Source organism: Pseudophaeobacter leonis (assembly GCF_002087335.1).
GTDB classification, from domain to species: domain Bacteria; phylum Pseudomonadota; class Alphaproteobacteria; order Rhodobacterales; family Rhodobacteraceae; genus Pseudophaeobacter; species Pseudophaeobacter leonis.
Genome location: NZ_MWVJ01000001.1, coordinates 67508 through 84359, shown reverse-complemented (window position 1 = coordinate 84359; position 16852 = coordinate 67508). Strand labels below are relative to the sequence as shown.

General features: G+C 61.1%; 17 protein-coding genes, 1 pseudogene and 1 riboswitch. Of the genes and pseudogenes, 12 read left to right on the top strand and 6 right to left on the bottom strand.

The window, feature by feature from the left end:
- Nucleotides 1-6 precede the first annotated feature (6 nt).
- Genes B4968_RS00390 through thiB form a run of 3 tightly spaced genes read right to left on the bottom strand, consistent with a single transcriptional unit; the run spans nt 7 to nt 3195 of the window.
- Nucleotides 7-699, bottom strand: coding sequence for a thiamine ABC transporter ATP-binding protein (locus tag B4968_RS00390; protein ID WP_083095852.1), 693 nt, complete (start codon nt 697-699; stop codon nt 7-9).
- Complete coding sequence (locus B4968_RS00385) at nt 686-2242, bottom strand: thiamine/thiamine pyrophosphate ABC transporter permease ThiP (RefSeq protein WP_083095732.1); 1557 nt, start codon at nt 2240-2242, stop codon at nt 686-688. Before B4968_RS00385 ends, B4968_RS00390 begins: the two co-directional genes overlap by 14 nt.
- Complete coding sequence (thiB, locus tag B4968_RS00380; RefSeq protein WP_083095730.1) at nt 2218-3195, bottom strand: thiamine ABC transporter substrate binding subunit; 978 nt, start codon at nt 3193-3195, stop codon at nt 2218-2220. Before thiB ends, B4968_RS00385 begins: the two co-directional genes overlap by 25 nt.
- Before the next feature lie 32 nt (nt 3196-3227).
- Nucleotides 3228-3343, bottom strand: a riboswitch (TPP riboswitch).
- A 101-nt stretch (nt 3344-3444) separates the two neighbouring features.
- On the opposite strand from thiB, the gene aroC reads away from it, so the two are divergent.
- From aroC to B4968_RS00360, 4 genes are all read left to right on the top strand, one after another.
- Nucleotides 3445-4551, top strand: coding sequence for a chorismate synthase (gene aroC / locus B4968_RS00375; RefSeq protein WP_083095729.1), 1107 nt, complete (start codon nt 3445-3447; stop codon nt 4549-4551).
- A complete protein-coding gene (locus B4968_RS00370; RefSeq protein ID WP_083095727.1) occupies nt 4548-5234 on the top strand; it encodes an HD domain-containing protein in 687 nt (228 codons plus the stop codon). The genes aroC and B4968_RS00370 overlap by 4 nt, the downstream gene beginning before the upstream one ends.
- Nucleotides 5231-6175, top strand: coding sequence for an AEC family transporter (locus B4968_RS00365; protein ID WP_083095726.1), 945 nt, complete (start codon nt 5231-5233; stop codon nt 6173-6175). Before B4968_RS00370 ends, B4968_RS00365 begins: the two co-directional genes overlap by 4 nt.
- Before the next feature lie 151 nt (nt 6176-6326).
- The gene (locus tag B4968_RS00360; protein ID WP_083095850.1) at nt 6327-7268 is read left to right on the top strand and encodes a DMT family transporter; all 942 of its coding nucleotides are present in this window, start codon (nt 6327-6329) and stop codon (nt 7266-7268) included.
- A 28-nt stretch (nt 7269-7296) separates the two neighbouring features.
- On the opposite strand, the gene B4968_RS00355 is transcribed toward B4968_RS00360, so the two are convergent.
- Nucleotides 7297-7734: a MarR family winged helix-turn-helix transcriptional regulator gene (locus B4968_RS00355; RefSeq protein ID WP_083095724.1), complete on the bottom strand. Its 438-nt coding sequence runs from the start codon at nt 7732-7734 to the stop codon at nt 7297-7299.
- A 120-nt stretch (nt 7735-7854) separates the two neighbouring features.
- On the opposite strand from B4968_RS00355, the gene B4968_RS00350 reads away from it, so the two are divergent.
- Nucleotides 7855-8283: an organic hydroperoxide resistance protein gene (locus B4968_RS00350; protein ID WP_083095723.1), complete on the top strand. Its 429-nt coding sequence runs from the start codon at nt 7855-7857 to the stop codon at nt 8281-8283.
- A gap of 157 nt (nt 8284-8440) precedes the next feature.
- Here B4968_RS00350 and B4968_RS00345 read toward each other — a convergent pair whose 3' ends face one another.
- Entirely contained in the window at nt 8441-9307 is an 867-nt protein-coding gene (locus tag B4968_RS00345) for a branched-chain amino acid aminotransferase (protein ID WP_083095721.1), read from the bottom strand.
- A gap of 173 nt (nt 9308-9480) precedes the next feature.
- On the opposite strand from B4968_RS00345, the gene B4968_RS00340 reads away from it, so the two are divergent.
- The 6 genes and pseudogenes from B4968_RS00340 to dxs all read left to right on the top strand — a co-directional run bounded on the left by B4968_RS00340 (nt 9481) and on the right by dxs (nt 14998).
- Nucleotides 9481-10017, top strand: coding sequence for a MarR family winged helix-turn-helix transcriptional regulator (locus B4968_RS00340; protein ID WP_083095719.1), 537 nt, complete (start codon nt 9481-9483; stop codon nt 10015-10017).
- Nucleotides 10014-10715 (top strand): annotated as a pseudogene (locus tag B4968_RS00335) (response regulator). The gene B4968_RS00340 and the pseudogene B4968_RS00335 overlap by 4 nt, the downstream one beginning before the upstream one ends.
- A gap of 227 nt (nt 10716-10942) precedes the next feature.
- Nucleotides 10943-11869 carry a histone deacetylase family protein gene (locus B4968_RS00330; RefSeq protein ID WP_083095718.1) on the top strand — a complete coding sequence of 309 codons (927 nt, stop codon included), beginning with the start codon at nt 10943-10945 and terminating at the stop codon, nt 11867-11869.
- A complete protein-coding gene (locus B4968_RS00325) occupies nt 11866-12117 on the top strand; it encodes an exodeoxyribonuclease VII small subunit (protein ID WP_083095716.1) in 252 nt (83 codons plus the stop codon). Before B4968_RS00330 ends, B4968_RS00325 begins: the two co-directional genes overlap by 4 nt.
- Nucleotides 12118-12121: 4 nt before the next feature.
- Nucleotides 12122-13003: a polyprenyl synthetase family protein gene (locus B4968_RS00320; RefSeq protein WP_083095715.1), complete on the top strand. Its 882-nt coding sequence runs from the start codon at nt 12122-12124 to the stop codon at nt 13001-13003.
- 66 nt (nt 13004-13069) lie between these two features.
- On the top strand, nt 13070-14998 hold the full coding sequence (dxs, locus tag B4968_RS00315; protein ID WP_083095713.1) for a 1-deoxy-D-xylulose-5-phosphate synthase: 1929 nt from the start codon (nt 13070-13072) through the stop codon (nt 14996-14998).
- A 217-nt stretch (nt 14999-15215) separates the two neighbouring features.
- Here dxs and B4968_RS00310 read toward each other — a convergent pair whose 3' ends face one another.
- Nucleotides 15216-16085, bottom strand: coding sequence for an SDR family oxidoreductase (locus B4968_RS00310; protein WP_083095712.1), 870 nt, complete (start codon nt 16083-16085; stop codon nt 15216-15218).
- A gap of 73 nt (nt 16086-16158) precedes the next feature.
- Between B4968_RS00310 and B4968_RS00305 the strand changes: the two genes are divergently transcribed.
- Nucleotides 16159-16809 carry a class I SAM-dependent DNA methyltransferase gene (locus B4968_RS00305; RefSeq protein WP_083095849.1) on the top strand — a complete coding sequence of 217 codons (651 nt, stop codon included), beginning with the start codon at nt 16159-16161 and terminating at the stop codon, nt 16807-16809.
- Nucleotides 16810-16852: the final 43 nt, after the last annotated feature.

The window sequence follows — 16852 nt, the reverse complement described above, 5'->3', positions numbered from 1 at the left end:
ACCGCCCTAGCCGAGATAGGCTTTGAGCGCCGGGGGCGGGTTGTCCAGCAAATCAGCAGTTGCCAGCGGCGCATGCGCTATGCCGTCTGCGACCAGAATAACCTGATCCGCAATGCGGCGGGCATCCTTTGGGTCATGGCTGACCATCAGCACCGTGGCATGCGTCTCGCAGGCGATCTCAGCCACCAGATCCAGCATTTCAGCTTTTAGTGCGGGGCCAAGGGCGGCAAAAGGCTCGTCCAGCAGCAACAGATCGCGCTGCTGTAACAGCACCCGCGCCAGCGCGACCCGGCTTTGTTGCCCACCAGACAGCGCCGCCGGTTTGCGCTCCGCCAAATCACCCAGCCCAACGCGCTGCAAAGCACGCAACACCTGTGCCTGCTCTTGCGACGAGAGCTGCAGATTGGCCCGCAGCCCCAGCCCCGCATTCTGCGCCACGGTGAGATGTGGAAACAGATTGCCGTCCTGAAACAGCATCGCAACCGGCCGCTTGCCCGGGGCCATCTCTGTCAGATCCATATCCCGCCACAGAATCCGTCCCTGTGTCAGCGGCAGAAAGCCCGCAATCGCCTCGACCAATGTGGACTTGCCCCCCCCCGAGGGGCCGATCACCGCCACTTTTGATCCCGCCTTGATCTGCAGATCCGCCTGCACCGTGAAGGCGCCGTTCTGAATATGACAGCTCTCAAGCCTCAGCATGCCAGCGTCCTCCGCGGTCCAAAATCCAAAACGCCCCCATTGAGAGCCCCAGCAACAAAAGCGCCGCACCCGCTGCGGCCTGCATCTGATAGGCCCCCATCAGGCGGTAGATCTGCAACGGCAGGGTGGCCACCTCGGGGTCGGCAAACAGGGTGATGACACCAAGATCCCCCATCGACAGCGCCGCGGCCAGCCCGGCGGCAAAACCGACCTGTGCCCGCATCCGGGGCAGGAACACCCGCCACAAAAACGGCCCACCCGCCATATCCAGCGAGAGCGACAGCTTGCCATAGCGCGCCATCACCTCACGCGCGCGCGGCACCAGAATGCGCAGCGCAAAGGGCAGCGCCATCACCGCATTGACCAGCGCCGTCACCGGCAGCGCCAGCGAGAAGGGATCAGCAATGGGGTAAATCACGATGAACAGCCCGGTGCCAATCACCAGTGGTGAGGCCGCAAGTCCCAGAATGCCCGCGACCTCGATCATGGCACTGCGCCCCAGCGCCACAGAAGCCGCCATCGGCAGCGCCAGCAGCAGCAACACAACCGTGCTGAGGCCCGAGACCAGAACAGAGGTCAGCGCCGCCATCCAGACATTGGGTTTGAGCAAAAACAACCCCGAAGCCCCGGAGGCAACCACCGCCGCCAAAGGCAACATGAGAAACAGCGCCGCCGACAGGATCCAAAAGGCATCAAGCCCCCGGGCTAGGCCAGTGTCTCCGTCCCAGCGCCGCAGAGCCCGGTCCAACCCGGTGCCCACCCCGTCAGCGGCAGAGACCCGCAGCGCCACAAAGGCGGCCAACCCTGTCAGGACCAATTGCACCCCCGACAACAAGGCGGCGCGCCCCAGATCAAAATCAAAGCGAAAGGCCTGATAGATCGCCAGCTCAATTGTGGTGGCGCGGGGACCGCCGCCCAGGGTCAGCGCCACGGCAAAACTGGACAGGCATATGGCAAAAACCACCGCCAGCGCCCCCGGCACCACGCGCAGCAACATCGGCGCTTCCAGCAGCTGCCAGATCGCCCGGGGTCCCGCGTTCAGCTGTGCGGCAAGACGAAAGCGCTCGGCCGGGATTTCCTGCCAGCCCTGCAGAATCAGACGGGTTGCCAGCGGCAGGTTGAAAAACACATGCGCCAGCACCACGCCATGCAGCCCATAGATCTGCAGCGGCTCATACCCGAACAGGCCCAGCGCCTGACTGACCCAGCCCGCGCGGCCAAACACCGCCAGCAGACCGAGAATCGCCACGATCACCGGCAGGATAAACGGCGCGCCCAGCAGCGCAATCAGCACTGAGCGCCCAAAGAACCGCCGCCGCGCCAGGGCCCGCGCCAACCCAATGGCCAGTGCGACGCTCAACGTGGCAGACAGTCCCGCTTGTGTGAGAGTAAAGCGCAGCGCCGCCCAGTCGCTGGAGCCAAAGCCACGCCCGGCTTCGGCCCGCAGCGCCACCGCCGCCAGCGTGCCAAAAATCAGCGCGGCCACAACAAGGGCCGCGCCAGCGCCTGGCAGTGCGCTTATTGGCTGAGCGCGTCGAGCCATTCGCCCAATGCGCCATCGCTCAGAGCTGCAGCCTCATCCGCTGACAGGAGCAGCGATTCGGCTGGGGTGATCAGGGGTTCAAAGCCCGCAGGCAGGCCAGCAGCCGGCGTCACCGAAGGATACATCCAGTTGGTGGTGGGAATGATCGGCTGGAAGTCTTCCGAAACCATGAACTGCATGAAGTCGCGCGCAAGCTCTGGCTGATCGCTGCCCGCCAGAATACCGGCGACCTCAACCTGCATGTAATGCCCTTCGTCAAAGGCGGCAGCGGCTTTTCCCGCGTCCTCTTCGGCAATCAGATGATAGGCCGGCGAGGTGGTATAGGAGAGCACCAGATCGGCCTCACCCTCAAGAAAGAGACCATAGGCCTCGGACCAGCCCTTGGTGACGGTGACAACATTGTCAGCCAGATCGCCCCAGATCGCAGGGGCCTCATCGCCATAGGCCGCCTTTACCCACATCAGGAGGCCCAGGCCGGGCGTGGACGAGCGCGGATCCTGAATGACGATCTTCAGATCACTGGCACCAAGGGATTTGAAATCAGTCGGCACAGTCGCGCCCGTATTATGGACAAAGGCAAAATAGCCCCAGTCATAGGGCGCAAATGTTGCGTCTTCCCAGGCGATGGGCAGGCTGTAGTCCGCCGAAACGCCATGATCGGCAAACAGGCCCGTGGCCTTGGCGGCGGCGGTGAGGTTGGTATCCAGCCCCAGCACCACATCCGCGTCAGAGCGCGCGCCTTCCAGCTTGATCCGCGCCAGCAGAGCGGCACCATCGCCAGCTCCCACCAGTTTCAAATCACAGCCGCACTGGGCCTCAAAGGCTTTTTCCACCGCAGGGCCGGGGCCCCAGTCGGAAACAAAGCTGTCATAGGTGTATACAGTCAGCTCGGGCGTCTCGGCATAGGCTGCCGATACGCTCAATAGTGCCGCTGCAAAAACAGAATACTTCATGGCATCCTCCTTTGCGGCATCGGGCAAGGGTGGAGGAACTCCGAAACCTTCCCTCCGCCGGTTCTAGCCGGTTCAGGTTCTACGGGTTCGCCGGACTGATTTCTCAGCTCAGGCATCTCAGCGTCACAACGCTCCCCGAGGTGTCGCGAACCTAAGTCTGCGCCCCGGCAAAGACAAGCGAAACCGCAATAGCTCTTGAGCCATGGCCACCGTCTCGCTAAGCACATCTCGCAAAGGAGATCCCAGCATATGTCGATGAACAGCTTTGGCCATCTTTTCCGCGTCACCACCTGGGGCGAGAGCCATGGGCCCGCGCTGGGGGCAACCGTTGACGGCTGCCCGCCCAATGTGCCGCTGGAGCCGGAGATGCTGCAGCAGTGGCTGGACCGGCGTCGCCCCGGGCAAAACAAGAACATGACCCAGCGCAATGAGCCCGATGCAGTTAAGATCCTGTCGGGTGTGTTTGAGGGCAAATCCACCGGCACGCCAATCCAGCTGATGATCGAGAACACCGACCAGCGCTCAAAGGATTATGGCGATATCGCCCAGACCTTCCGGCCCGGTCATGCCGACATCACCTATTTTCAGAAATACGGCAATCGCGACTATCGCGGTGGCTGCCGCTCATCCGCGCGTGAAACCGCTGCCCGCGTTGCCGCTGGCGGTGTGGCACGTGAAGCCATCAAGGCGCTGGTGCCAGACCTAAAGATCACCGGCTATATGACCCAGATGGGCGAGATGGAGATTGACCGGTCGCGCTTTGACTGGGAGGCCATTGGGCAAAACGATTTCTGGATGCCGGATGCTGGCGCTGTTCAGGACTGGGAAGACTACCTGCAGAGCCTGCGCAAGGCGCATGATTCCGTGGGCGCCATTATTGAAGTGGTGGCCCGAGGCGTGCCCGCCGGTATTGGCGCGCCGGTCTACAGCAAACTGGACACGGATCTGGCCGCTGCGATGATGTCGATTAATGCAGTGAAGGCTGTGGAGATTGGCGAAGGCATGAATGCCGCGCGTCTGAAGGGTTCGCAAAACGCTGATGAGATCTTCATGGGCAATGATGGCCAGCCGGTTTATTCCTCCAACCACGCGGGAGGCATTCTGGGCGGCATCTCGACGGGACAAGACGTCGTTGTGCGCTTTGCGGTAAAACCCACCTCGTCGATCCTGACGCCGCGCCAGTCGATCCGCAAGGATGGCACCGCCGCCGAAGTGATCACCAAGGGCCGTCACGATCCCTGTGTCGGCATCCGTGCTGTGCCGGTGGCCGAGGCAATGATGGCCTGCGTGATTCTGGACCATCTGCTGCTGCATCGCGGCCAGATCGGAACAAATCAGGGCACCATCGGCGCATGAGCCTGAACCAGCTTCAGTCGCAACTGCGCCGCGTCGCCAAAGAGCAGATGTTGCAGGATCCGGCGCATGACATCGCGCATCTAGACCGGGTCTGGGCCAATGCCCATCGTATTGCCCGCGATGAAAACAAGGCAGATGCATCCCGCGCCAACCTGCGGGTTCTGATCGCCGGTGCCTATCTGCATGATCTGGTCAACCTGCCCAAGGACCACCCCGAGCGCGAGACAGCCTCGCGGCTGTCGGCAGATAAATCAGAGCCTATTCTTTGGGATCTGGGCTATAGCGCGGCAGAAATCACCGCCGCCCAACACGTGATCGAGGCCCATAGTTTTTCCGCAGGGCTGCCCGCAAACAGCCTTGAAGCCTTGATTTTGCGCGATGCCGACCGGCTGGATGCGCTGGGCGCTGTTGGCATTGCGCGCACCTTTATGGTTGCGGGGACGATTGACCGGCCCCTGTGTGATCCTGATGATCCCTTTGCCGCCAACCGGCCGCTGGATGATCAGGTCTGGTCCATTGATCACTGGCATCTGAAGCTTTTGAAGCTGCCCGGTGATATGGCCACCGACAAAGGCCGCTCGATTGCGCGTAAACGCGCCCGCCTGATGCTGGCCTATCTGCGGCAACTGGCCAAGGAAATGGATACCGACCTGCCGGACCACTGGGCTGATCTGTTGAAATGATTGCCATTCTGGGCATTACCTTTCCCATCTATGCTGCCATGGCGCTGGGATATTTTGTGGTCTGGAAAGGCTGGTTCACCGCCGCCGACATGCGCGTTCTGGGCCGCTATGTGCTGAATATTGCGCTGCCCGCGCTGATCTTTTCTGCACTGGCCTCGCGCAGTCCGGCGCAGGTATTCCAGCCCGGTTATGTCTCGGCCTATGCGCTGGGCGGGCTGGCGACGATTATCCTGTCTTATCTGTTTTTCACCCTGCGCGGCACCGACCCGCAGCGGCGCGCCCTTGGGGTGATGGGGTCGACCTGTCCCAACAACGGCTTTATCGGCTACCCGGTGATGCTGCTGGCCTTTCCCGATCTGGCCGGCGTCATTCTGGCGCTGAACCTGCTGGTAGAGAACCTGCTCCTGATCCCGATTTGCCTGTTGCTGGTCGAGCTGGCAGGCCGTGGCCCCGGCCTGCCCTTGCTGCCGCGTCTGGGACGTATCCTGCTGGATCTGGCCAAGATGCCGATGTTAATCGGTCTGGCTCTGGGGATATTGGTGTCGCTCACCGGCCTGTCGCTGCCCGGACCCTTCCTGCGCTTTGTCGATATGTTGGCGGCTTCGGCCGGGGCGGTTTCGCTTTTGGTGATTGGCGGCTCGCTGGTGGGGCTGCCGCTGCATGGCAACCGCTCACTGGCGGCGCAGATCAGCGCAACCAAGCTGCTGCTGCACCCCGCGCTGGTGGCCCTGGCGGCAGCTGGTTTGCTCGCATTCGGGCTGATCAGCCTTAGCCCCGCACTGCACAGCGCCCTGATTCTGTCAGCGGCGATGCCGATGTTTGGCATCTATACCGTGCTTGCCCAGCGCCAGGGGCTGGAAGGTGCCGCCAGCCTGGCAATGCTCACGGCCACCAGCTGCGCCTTTATCAGCCTCACCCTGCTGCTATGGTTTTTGACCTGAGACCTGCGCTGTGGCTCTGGTCATTGGCCTGCACCCCTGGGCGCGGCATCCTACATCTGCGCCCTCATAGCATTTCAGCGGAATGCGGGACAGTGGCCGCGCAGAAATCAACCCATTGATCTTTGAGCTGCAGGGGCGCAGGGTCCGTGCCATGGCAAAACCGTTAACATCGCATCGACCCATGCTGGCCATCGCCCTGAAGGTGGTGGCTATAGGCTTGTTCACGGCCCTTTCTGCACTGATCAAAGCGGTATCGGATACAGTACCGGCCGGAGAAGCGGTGTTCTTTCGGTCGTTCTTTGCCATCCCGGTCATTGTTGTCTGGCTAGCGATTCGCGGCGACCTGAAGCACGGATTGAAAACCCAAAGCCCCATGAACCATGTCTGGCGCTGCTTGGTTGGCACTTCTGCTATGGCAATGACCTTTATGGGGCTGGGCATGCTGCCGCTGCCCGAGGTCACGGCCATTGGCTGCGCCACGCCGATCTTTACCCTGATTCTGGCAGCGGTGTTTCTGGGAGAGCGCATTCGTCTGGTGCGGATTAGGGTTGTGGGTATTGGTCTGCTGGGGGTTTTGATCATGATCTATCCCCGCCTAACCGGCAGCGCTGATATGTCCAGCACCGCCTTTATGGGGGTCTTGCTGATTCTTGCTGCCACCATCGCGCGGGGCTTTGTGCAGATCCACATTCGCCGCATGGTGATGACCGAAAATACCGCCGCCATCGTGTTCTACTTTTCCATCACAGCCTCGCTGCTGTCGCTGCTGACCCTGCCCTTTGGCTGGGTTGTGCCGGATTTGCGGGAATTGACCCTCTTGGTTGGCGCCGGTCTGGTTGGCGGTGTGGCGCAGATTTTGGTGACCTCCTCCTATCGCTTTGCCCCGGCCTCAATGCTGGCGCCTTATGACTACGTCTCGATGCTGTTTGCCATTGCGATTGGCTACATCTGGTTCGCAGAACTGCCGACGGCTGTGATGCTGGCCGGGGCGACGCTGGTGATTTTGGGGAATATCCTGGTGATTTGGCGCGAAAGCCGCCTTGGTCTGGTGCGCGGCAAGGCACGGTCTCTCACTGATCCAAAAGGCGGCTGAATGGGTCAGGCGCTAATCGGCGAGTGATTTAGTCCGAGGCGTTCAGCCGTGTCGCCAACTGCTGGATCTTGCTCCGCAAATCGATAAGATCCGCAACATCATCGCCCGCAGCCGCGAGAATACAGCGAGAGATCCCTGCCGCCTCTTGCTGCAAGCCCCGACCCTTTGCGGTCAAGCTCACGATCACACTGCGTTCGTCCTCGGGGTTGCGACGACGCTGCACAAGCTCAGCCGCCTCCATACGTTTGAGTAGCGGCGTCAGGGTGTTTGATTCGAGGGTCAGCGCGGCCCCCAGATCATTCACCTTTTGCCCGTCACGCTGCCAGAGCGCCACCAGGACCAGATATTGCGGGTAGGTCAGGCCGTGCTGCGCCAGAATAGGACGATACAGCCGCCCCATCGCATTGTTGGCGGAATAAAGCGCAAAGCACAGCAATTCATCAAGAGAGAGGGCACGATCAAGCATGATGTGAAAATAAATCGCACACGATTAAATCGCAACCCCTTGCCACAGGTCTTTTCCTTGCCTATTTAAATCGCGCACGATGTAAATGGCACCAATTGCCACCCAAACGAGGATCCACCGATGAGCATTTCTCCCGTCTCCCCCGCCACAGGAACTGCAACCGGAGGCCGCAATGGCCGTGCCGTCGTGGGAGAATCCGGACTTGATGTGGTTCCGGCAACGCCCCCCGCCATGGGCGGCGACGGTAAGGGCAGCAACCCCGAACAGCTTTTTGCCCCCGGATATGCCGCCTGCTATATCGGCGCCATGCAGTTTGCCACGACACAGGACACCAGCCTTGCCAAAGTGCCGGCTGATGTTTCGGTAGAGGCCGGTGTTGGCATTGGCCCCCGGGCAGAAGGCGGCTTTGGACTTGCTGTGACCCTGACAGTGACCATGCCCGGCGTCGACAAGGCTGAGGCCGAGCGCATTGCAGAAGCCGGGCACAAGATCTGCCCCTATTCAAATGCCGTGCGCGGCAATGTCGAGGTCACAACTCAGGTAAACTGAGCCCCAAACAAGGCCATTTGCGAGGCTCTGCCTCGCGCTCCGAGGTATTTGTAGCAAGATGAAAGCGCGGCGATCCCCAACCGCACCTCTGGTGCTCATAGAGAAAAAGCGCGGAAGGCATCTTCCGCGCTTTTTCAATTTAACAGGGAAAGCCGTCTCAGCTGCGCACCAACGCCTCGTATTCGGCAGCGATGTCGCGGGTCATCTGGCCCACCTCAAATTTATAGGGACCGATCTCACCTACAGGCGTCACCTCGGCAGCGGTACCGGTCAGCCAGCACTGTTCAAAGCCTTCCATCTCTTCTGGCAAGATGCGGCGTTCGTGCACGGTGATGCCCTTGTCCTTGAGCATCGCAATCACGGTCTGACGGGTAATCCCGTTGAGGAAGCAGTCGGGCAGCGGCGTGTGCACTTCGCCGTCTTTCACAAAGAAGATATTGGCGCCGGTCGCCTCGGCCACGTAGCCGCGATAGTCCAGGAACAAGGCATCCGAGCAGCCCTTGGCCTCGGCCTTGTGTTTGGAGATGGTGCAGATCATGTAGAGACCGGCGGCCTTGGCGTGCACCGGGATGGTCTCGGGGCTGGGCCGTTTGTATTCGGCAATGTCCAGCTTGGCGCCCTGCATCTTGGCATCGCCGTAGTAGGCCCCCCAGCCCCAGACCGCGATGGCCATCCGCACAGGGTTCTTCGCTGACGCGACCCCCATGTCCTCGCCCGAGCCACGCCAGACCAGCGCCCGTACATAGGCATCTGTCAGACCGCTTGCCTTCAGGGTCTCTTCTTTAGCGGCCTCGATATCATCCACCGAATAGGGCATTGGCATGTCCAGCGCAGCGGCGCTGGCGAGCGGACGCACGGAATGTTCGCGGCTTTTGAAGATCTTGCCGTTATAGGCGCGTTCCCCCTCAAAGACCGAAGAGGCATAGTGCATCGCGTGCGTCAGGACGTCCACCTTGGCGTCCCGCCACTCGACCAGTTCTCCGTCCATCCAGATCACACCGTCACGATCATCATATCCAGCCATGCCACAGCCTCCTCAAAGCAGGTCAATATTTCCAAAAGTTGCGCAACAAATGACCGAAACGGACATATTCTTGCGCCAAAGCTGCGATTCGATACATCTTCACCCTTGGAATGTCAATATAGCTGACATAAACTCGACCACAGGGACTGAGGCGAGTAAGAGGGGAGAGCACCATGCCAGAGGGTGGCTCAAACGGGCGGTCAACAGGACGGTCAAGCCAGGGGTTTGGCGGAGAAAGCCTGCTCTTTTTAACCGATGAGCAGCTGCGTCAGGGTATCGAGGCTATGTTCTTTGCCTACCGCGGATTTACCGCCGATCCGGACCGCATTTTGGCAGACCTGTCCTACGGACGTGCCCATCACCGCGCGATCCACTTTATCAACCGCGCGCCTGGCACCACCGTAAACAACATGCTGACCATTCTGGGCGTGACCAAACAATCGCTGAACCGTGTGCTGCGGACCCTGATCAGCGATGGCCTGGTAGAAAGCCGCGTGGGTGTCGCAGACAAGCGCGAACGTCATCTCCATCTTACCGAGGCTGGTAAGGCTCTTGAGGCAAGGCTCTCGGACGCCCAGCGCGCCCGGATGCGCGCCGCCTACAAAGACGCAGGCCCCGAGGCGGTACAGGGGTTTAGAAAGGTTTTGGAGGCGATGATGGATGCGGATATGCGTCGGGCCTACATCAACTTGCGGGAAACAGGATCATGAGCACATTTGACTCGCATCTTTTGATCATCGACGACGATGAGCGTATTCGCGGCTTGCTCAAGAAATTCCTGATGCGGGCTGGATTTCTGGTCACAGCGGCCCGCGATGCGGCGCATGCGCGACGTGTTCTTGCCGGGCTCGATTTCGACCTTATCATCATGGATGTGATGATGCCGGGGGAAGATGGCTTCTCGCTGACAAAATCGCTGCGCGAAACCATGACCACTCCAATCCTGCTGCTCACCGTCAAGGGCGACACCTAAGACCGGATCACCGGCTTTGAGGCGGGCGCCGATGACTATCTGCCAAAGCCGTTTGAGCCCAAGGAGTTGTTGCTGCGCGTCAATGCGATCCTGCGGCGGGTTCCAGATACCTCGGCCCAGGACAGCGCCCCCAAGGTGCTGCATCTGGGGCAAATCCGCTACGACATCGAACGCGGTGAGATGTGGCAGGGCGACGAGCTGGTCCGGCTCACCGGAACCGAAAGCCAGCTGATGAAGATCTTTTCGTCCTGCACCGGCGAGCCTGTCAGCCGCAGCAAACTGGTCGAAGACCTTGGCCGCGACCGGGGGCAGGCCCAGGAGCGGGCAGTCGACGTGCAAATCACCCGGCTGCGGCGCAAGATTGAGCCCAATCCCAAACAGCAGCCATACCTGCAGACGGTGCGCGGAGCTGGCTACATGCTGGCGCCCGACTAAGACCAAAGGGAGGCTCGAAAGTTTCTGCAGGCAGTTAGGCAAGTTGGCAGTTCGGGCATATGATAGGTTTGCCGGGCCACGCTGGCTGCCCTCTGGCAGCTTCGACACGTCTCTTCCATCAACCAGCGCCCCTTCGCTGCGGGGTGCAAAAATGAACAAGACCCTTTGCTCCACCGCCTTGCCGTCAACTCCAGCCTCTTTTGAGCCTAGATAACAGGACTTGCCGAATGACCACTGCCCTGATCACCCATGCCGACTGTCTGCTGCACCAAACCCCCGAAGGCCATCCCGAGCGGGTGGCGCGTCTTGAACATGTGCTGCACGCGCTGGAAACCCTTGATCTAAAGCGGGTCACAGCACCTCTGGCGGCCGAGGATGATATCCTGCGCATTCACCCCGCCAGCCACCTGCACACATTGCGCGCGGCCAACCCGAGCGAAGGCTATGCCCAGATTGATGGCGACACCTTTATGTCACCGGGCTCACTCGAGGCCGCCTTTCGCGGCGCAGGGGCTGCGGTGCGCGCGGTGGATATGGTGCTGGGTGGCGAGGTGCAAAACGCCTTTGCCGCCATTCGCCCGCCGGGGCACCACGCCGAGACAGAGACCGCCATGGGCTTTTGCTTTTTTGGCAATGCCGCCCTGGCCGCCAAACATGCGCTGGACCACCACGGGCTGAAACGGGTCGCGGTGGTGGATTTTGATGTGCATCACGGCAATGGCACCCAGGACCTTTTGTGGGCCGAACCACGCGCCCTGTTCATCACCAGCCAGCAAATGCCGCTCTGGCCGGGCTCTGGCCGGGTGGAGGAAGACGGCAGTCACGGCCAGATCCTCAACATGCCGCTGCCGCCAGACTCCGGCGGCGACCAGATGCGCGCGGCCTATACCACGCAGGCCTTTCCGCGCTTGCGCGCCTTCAAACCAGAGCTGATCATCATCTCGGCCGGCTTTGACGCGCATCAGGACGACCCCCTTGCCAGCCTCAACTGGAGCACCGCTGATTTTGCCTGGCTGACGGCGGAACTCTGCGCGCTGGCGGCTGAGCTTTGTGAGGGGCGTATCGTCTCGACTTTGGAAGGCGGATATGATCTGAACGCCCTTGCGCAGGCCAGCCGCGCGCATGTGGAAGAATTGATAAAGGCAGCATCATGAGTGAGACCACCGCCCCCTCCGTAAAAGACATGAGCTTTGAACAGGCAATGCGTGAGCTGGAGACCGTTGTTGGCCAGCTTGAGCGTGGCGATGTGGCTCTGGATGCCTCAATCGCGCTGTATGAACGCGGCGCCGAGCTGAAAAAGCGCTGCGAAGACGAGCTGAAGCGCGCCGAAGAAAAAGTCGCCGCCATCACGCTGGATGCCAGCGGCACCCCGACCGGCACCCAGGGGTTGGACGCAGGCTGAGACCATGACTGCGCTGGATGCCTCGGGCCTCGGATTCGCTGCTGCCTTGCAGCAAACCCAAAGGCTGATTTCTGCCCATCTGGATCTGCGCCTGGCCGGCGAAGACACCCTGCATCAGGCGATGCGCTATGCGGTTCGAGGCGGCAAGATGCTGCGCGGGTTTCTGGTGCTGGAAAGTGCCCGCCTGCACGGTGTCGCCCAGGCTCCGGCGCTGGATGCGGCCCTCGCGATCGAATGCCTGCACGCCTATTCACTGGTGCATGACGATCTGCCCTGCATGGACGATGACGATCTGCGACGGGGACAACCCACCCTGCACCGCAAATGGGATGAGGCCATGGCAGTGCTGGCCGGCGACAGTCTGCAAAGCTTTGGCTTTGAGCTGCTGGCCTCGCCAGACCTGGGGCCAAATGCGCTGGTACTGATCCGGGATCTGGCGCAGTCGGCGGGCAAGGATGGCATGGTCCAGGGACAGATGCTGGATATCGCGGCCGAAACCGCCACCACGCCCCTGACCCTTGCTGAAATCACCCGGCTGCAGGCCCGCAAAACCGGGTGCCTGATCGCATGGTCTGCGACGTCTGGCGCAGTTTTGGCCGGGGCGGATTCTGCGCCGCTGCGACAATACGCAACCGCCCTTGGCCTTGCCTTTCAGATCGCCGACGACATCTTGGATATCGAAGGGGACGCGGACAAGATGGGCAAAGCCCTGCGCAAGGACTCTGAGGCGGGCAAAGCGACCTTTGTCTCGCTGCTTGGCCTGCAGGCGGCCAAACAACGCGCAAGCGATCTGTGTGACGCGGCCTGTTCTGCGCTGGCGCCCTACGGGGATCAGGCAGAAAACTTGAAGGAAGCGGCGCGTTTCGTTATTGCCCGCGACAGCTAGTGCGCCGTTCCGCATCTGTGTCTGGCTCTTTCGAGCTGCCCACAGGAACCGCCTGAAGGAGAAGCCATGTCTGATCGGCCTCATACCCCGCTACTGGACCAGATCGCAGGCCCTGCAGACCTGAAGGGCCTGAGCGATAGCCAGTTGCTGCAGCTGACGCATGAGCTGCGGCAGGAAACCATCTCGGCAGTCTCCGTCACCGGTGGCCATCTTGGGGCTGGTCTGGGCGTGGTCGAGCTGACCGTGGCGCTGCATGCGGTGTTTGACACCCCCCGCGACAACCTGATCTGGGATGTCTCGCACCAAAGCTACCCGCATAAAATCCTGACCGGTCGCCGCGACCGCATTCGCACTCTGCGCACCAAGGGCGGCCTCTCTGGCTTCACAAAACGCTCAGAGAGCCCCTATGACCCCTTTGGGGCCGCCCATAGTTCCACCTCGATCAGCGCCGCACTTGGGTTTTCCGTCGCCCGTGATCTCGGCGGCGTGGTGCCCGAGGGCCTCGGTGATGCTATTGCGGTGATTGGTGATGGCTCGATGTCGGCAGGCATGGCCTTTGAGGCGATGAACAACGCCGGCTATCTGGACAAACGTCTGTTTGTCATCCTGAACGATAATGAGATGAGCATTGCGCCCCCCGTCGGCGCGCTGTCGTCCTATCTGTCGCGGCTTTATGCCGAAGAACCCTTTCAGGAGCTGCGCGCCGTCGCCAAGGGCGCCGCCTCCCTGTTGCCGGAACCCTTCCGGGAGGGGGCCAAACGCGCCAAGGATATGCTCAAAGGTATGGCCGTGGGCGGCACCCTGTTTGAATCCCTTGGGTTTTCCTACCTCGGCCCCATTGATGGCCACGACATGGACCAGCTGCTGCCGGTGCTGCGCACCGTAAAGGCCCGCGCCAGGGGGCCGATCCTGATCCATGTGCTGACCAAAAAAGGCAAGGGCTACGCCCCCGCCGAGGCCGCCCGCGACAAAGGCCACGCCACCGCCAAATTCGATATGGTCACCGGCAAGCAGCAAAAGACGCCTTCAAACGCGCCCTCCTATACCGGGGTTTTTGGCGATGAACTGGTAAAACTGGCCGCCAGGGACGACAAGATCTGCGCCGTGACCGCCGCCATGCCCGATGGCACCGGTCTGAGCCTGATGGCAGAGCGTTACCCGTCGCGCTGCTTTGACGTGGGCATCGCCGAACAACACGGCGTTACCTTTGCCGCCGCCCTTGCGGCGGGCGGGATGAAGCCGTTTTGCGCCATGTATTCGACATTCCTGCAGCGCGGCTATGATCAGGTGGTGCATGACGTCGCCATCCAGCGCCTGCCGGTGCGTTTTGCCATCGACCGCGCGGGTCTTGTTGGCGCTGATGGCGCCACCCATGCGGGCTCGTTTGATATCGGCTTTATGTCCAACCTGCCCGGCATGGTGGTGATGGCTGCCTCTGACGAGGCCGAGCTGGTCCATATGGTCCACACCGCTGCCGCCTATGACGACGGCCCCATCGCCTTTCGCTATCCCCGCGGTGAGGGCGAAGGCGTCGAGATGCCCGAGATCCCGGAAGTGCTGGAAATCGGCAAAGGCCGGATGATCCAACAGGGCGCGCGCGTGGCGCTGCTGTCCTTTGGCACCCGCCTTGGTGAGGTCCGCAAAGCGGCAGAAGCGCTCGCGGCCAAAGGCATCACGCCGACAATTGCCGATGCGCGCTTTGCCAAACCGCTGGACCGTGAGATGATTCTGGATCTGGCTGCAAATCACGAAGCCCTGATCTGTATTGAAGAAGGCGCTGTGGGCGGCTTTGGCTCCCACGTGGCGCAGCTGTTGGCCGAGGAAGGCGTGTTTGATACCGGCCTGAAATATCGCTCGATGGTGCTGCCCGATACCTTCATCGATCAGGCCAGCCCTGCCGATATGTATGAGGTCGCCGCGATGAATGCGCCGCAGATCGAAGCCAAGGTGCTTGAGGTGCTGGGTGTTGCGCAGATTGGCGAGAAACGCGCGTAATCCCCTTTGTTCGGGTCTCTTTCGAGAGCGGTTTCAGGTGGCTACCGCGCTTCCCTGAGCTGCGCCTTCTGGACAAACCCAACGAGTCACGGATCCAGCAAAAGCGCTTGGCCAGTCCGCGCGCCAGGTCGCATCAATCCATTCTTGAGACCATTGATGCCATCTCCCCTATGATCGGCCCAAGGTCTGAAAGCTGATCACGACAAAACCTATACGACTACAGCGCAGGGGGCTCTGCCGGGGGCACAAAACCCTTCATGTCTTCGGCCAGCAATACCGCCTGCAAACCCTCACGGTAACTGGGATAGAGCAGCTCAATGCCCAGCTCATCCTTGATCCGGTTGTTCCGCACCCGCTTGTTTTCACCATAAAAACTGCGCGCCATCGGTGTCATGCCAGCCTCGTCAAATGGCACCTCGGCAGGCACCGGCATGCCCAAAAGCTCGGCTGCATAGCCCAGAACATCCTGCGGCGGCGCGGGCTCATCATCACAGAGGTTATAGATCCCGCCCGGATGTGGCTGATCCATCGAGGCCAGCAGCGACTGCGCTATGTCATCCACATGAATGCGGGAAAACACCTGCCCCGGTTTGACAATGCGCCGCGCCTTGCCTGCCATCAGCTTGGCAAAGGGGCCGCGTCCGGGGCCATAGATCCCGGCAAGGCGAAAGATATGTAGCGGCAGGTCGGGGATCTGTTGCCATTGCACCTCTGCCATGGCGCGCCAGCTGCCGCGCTCGCTGGTGGGCGCAACCCCGGCTGCCTCATCCACCCAGGCCCCGTCGCGGTCACCGTAGACAGCCGTGGTCGACAGATAGCCCACCCACAAGATCGGGAGCCGCAGCCGCAATCTCGCGCGCAGTTGTGCCAAAACCGGATCACCCTGTGCGTTTGGGCCAATCGAGCTGAGGATATGCGTCACACCACTCAGCTCTATCGCATCTCCGGGCCAGGTAAGCATCTCGACACCGGGCACAGTTGTCGCCTCACGAGAGGTGCCGAGCACCCGCCAACCCCGTGCCAAAAGCTGCGGTACCAAAGCCCGCGCAGTATACCCACAGCCAAGACAAAGAAGTGTATTTTGCATAGTCTCTAAATGGGCAGAAGCCCGCAAAGGTGCAAGACTTGATTCGAATCCTTTGCCGGTCTTTGATGGCAGGATGACAAATGACGCACCCGATCTTGCCGCCGCCTATGATCTGACCTCGCCCGCCGCCTCAAAACGGCTCTATGCCGACTGGGCCAAAAGCTATGATCTCTCCTTTGCCGCGCAACAAAGCTATCACCTGCCGTTTCAAACCGCACAGGCCTTTGTCACAGCGGGTGGACTGATGTCCGGTAAACGGGGGCCGGTTCTGGATGCCGGCGCCGGAACCGGGTTATGCGGTCAGGCCTTGTCCGATCTCGGGGTGTCACAGCTAGAGGCCACCGATATCAGCGCTGACATGCTGGCAGAGGCCACGAAGAAAAACATCTACCGCGCCGTGATCGAAGCCGATCTTCTCCGCGGTATTCCAGTGCCCGATGGCCGCTATCAGGGCGTCGTCTCCTCAGGCACCTTCACCCATGGCCACATCGGCCCTGAGGCTTTTCCAGAACTGCTCCGTGTCGCCGAGCGGGGCGCGCAGTTTGCCCTGTCAATCAACAAAAAGTTCTACCATCTGGCTGGCTTTGAAACAGCCTTCGCCGCTCTGGAACAGGACGGCAAAATCACCGGTTTTTCTCTGCCAGAAGTCTCGATCTACGGCGCAGCAGCCAGCGCAGAGCACCGCCACGACACAGCCTTTATCGCGCTGTTCAACAAGGCCTGAACTCCCGGCCGCTCCGGCCTCAACGCACACAAGGGACTGCCTG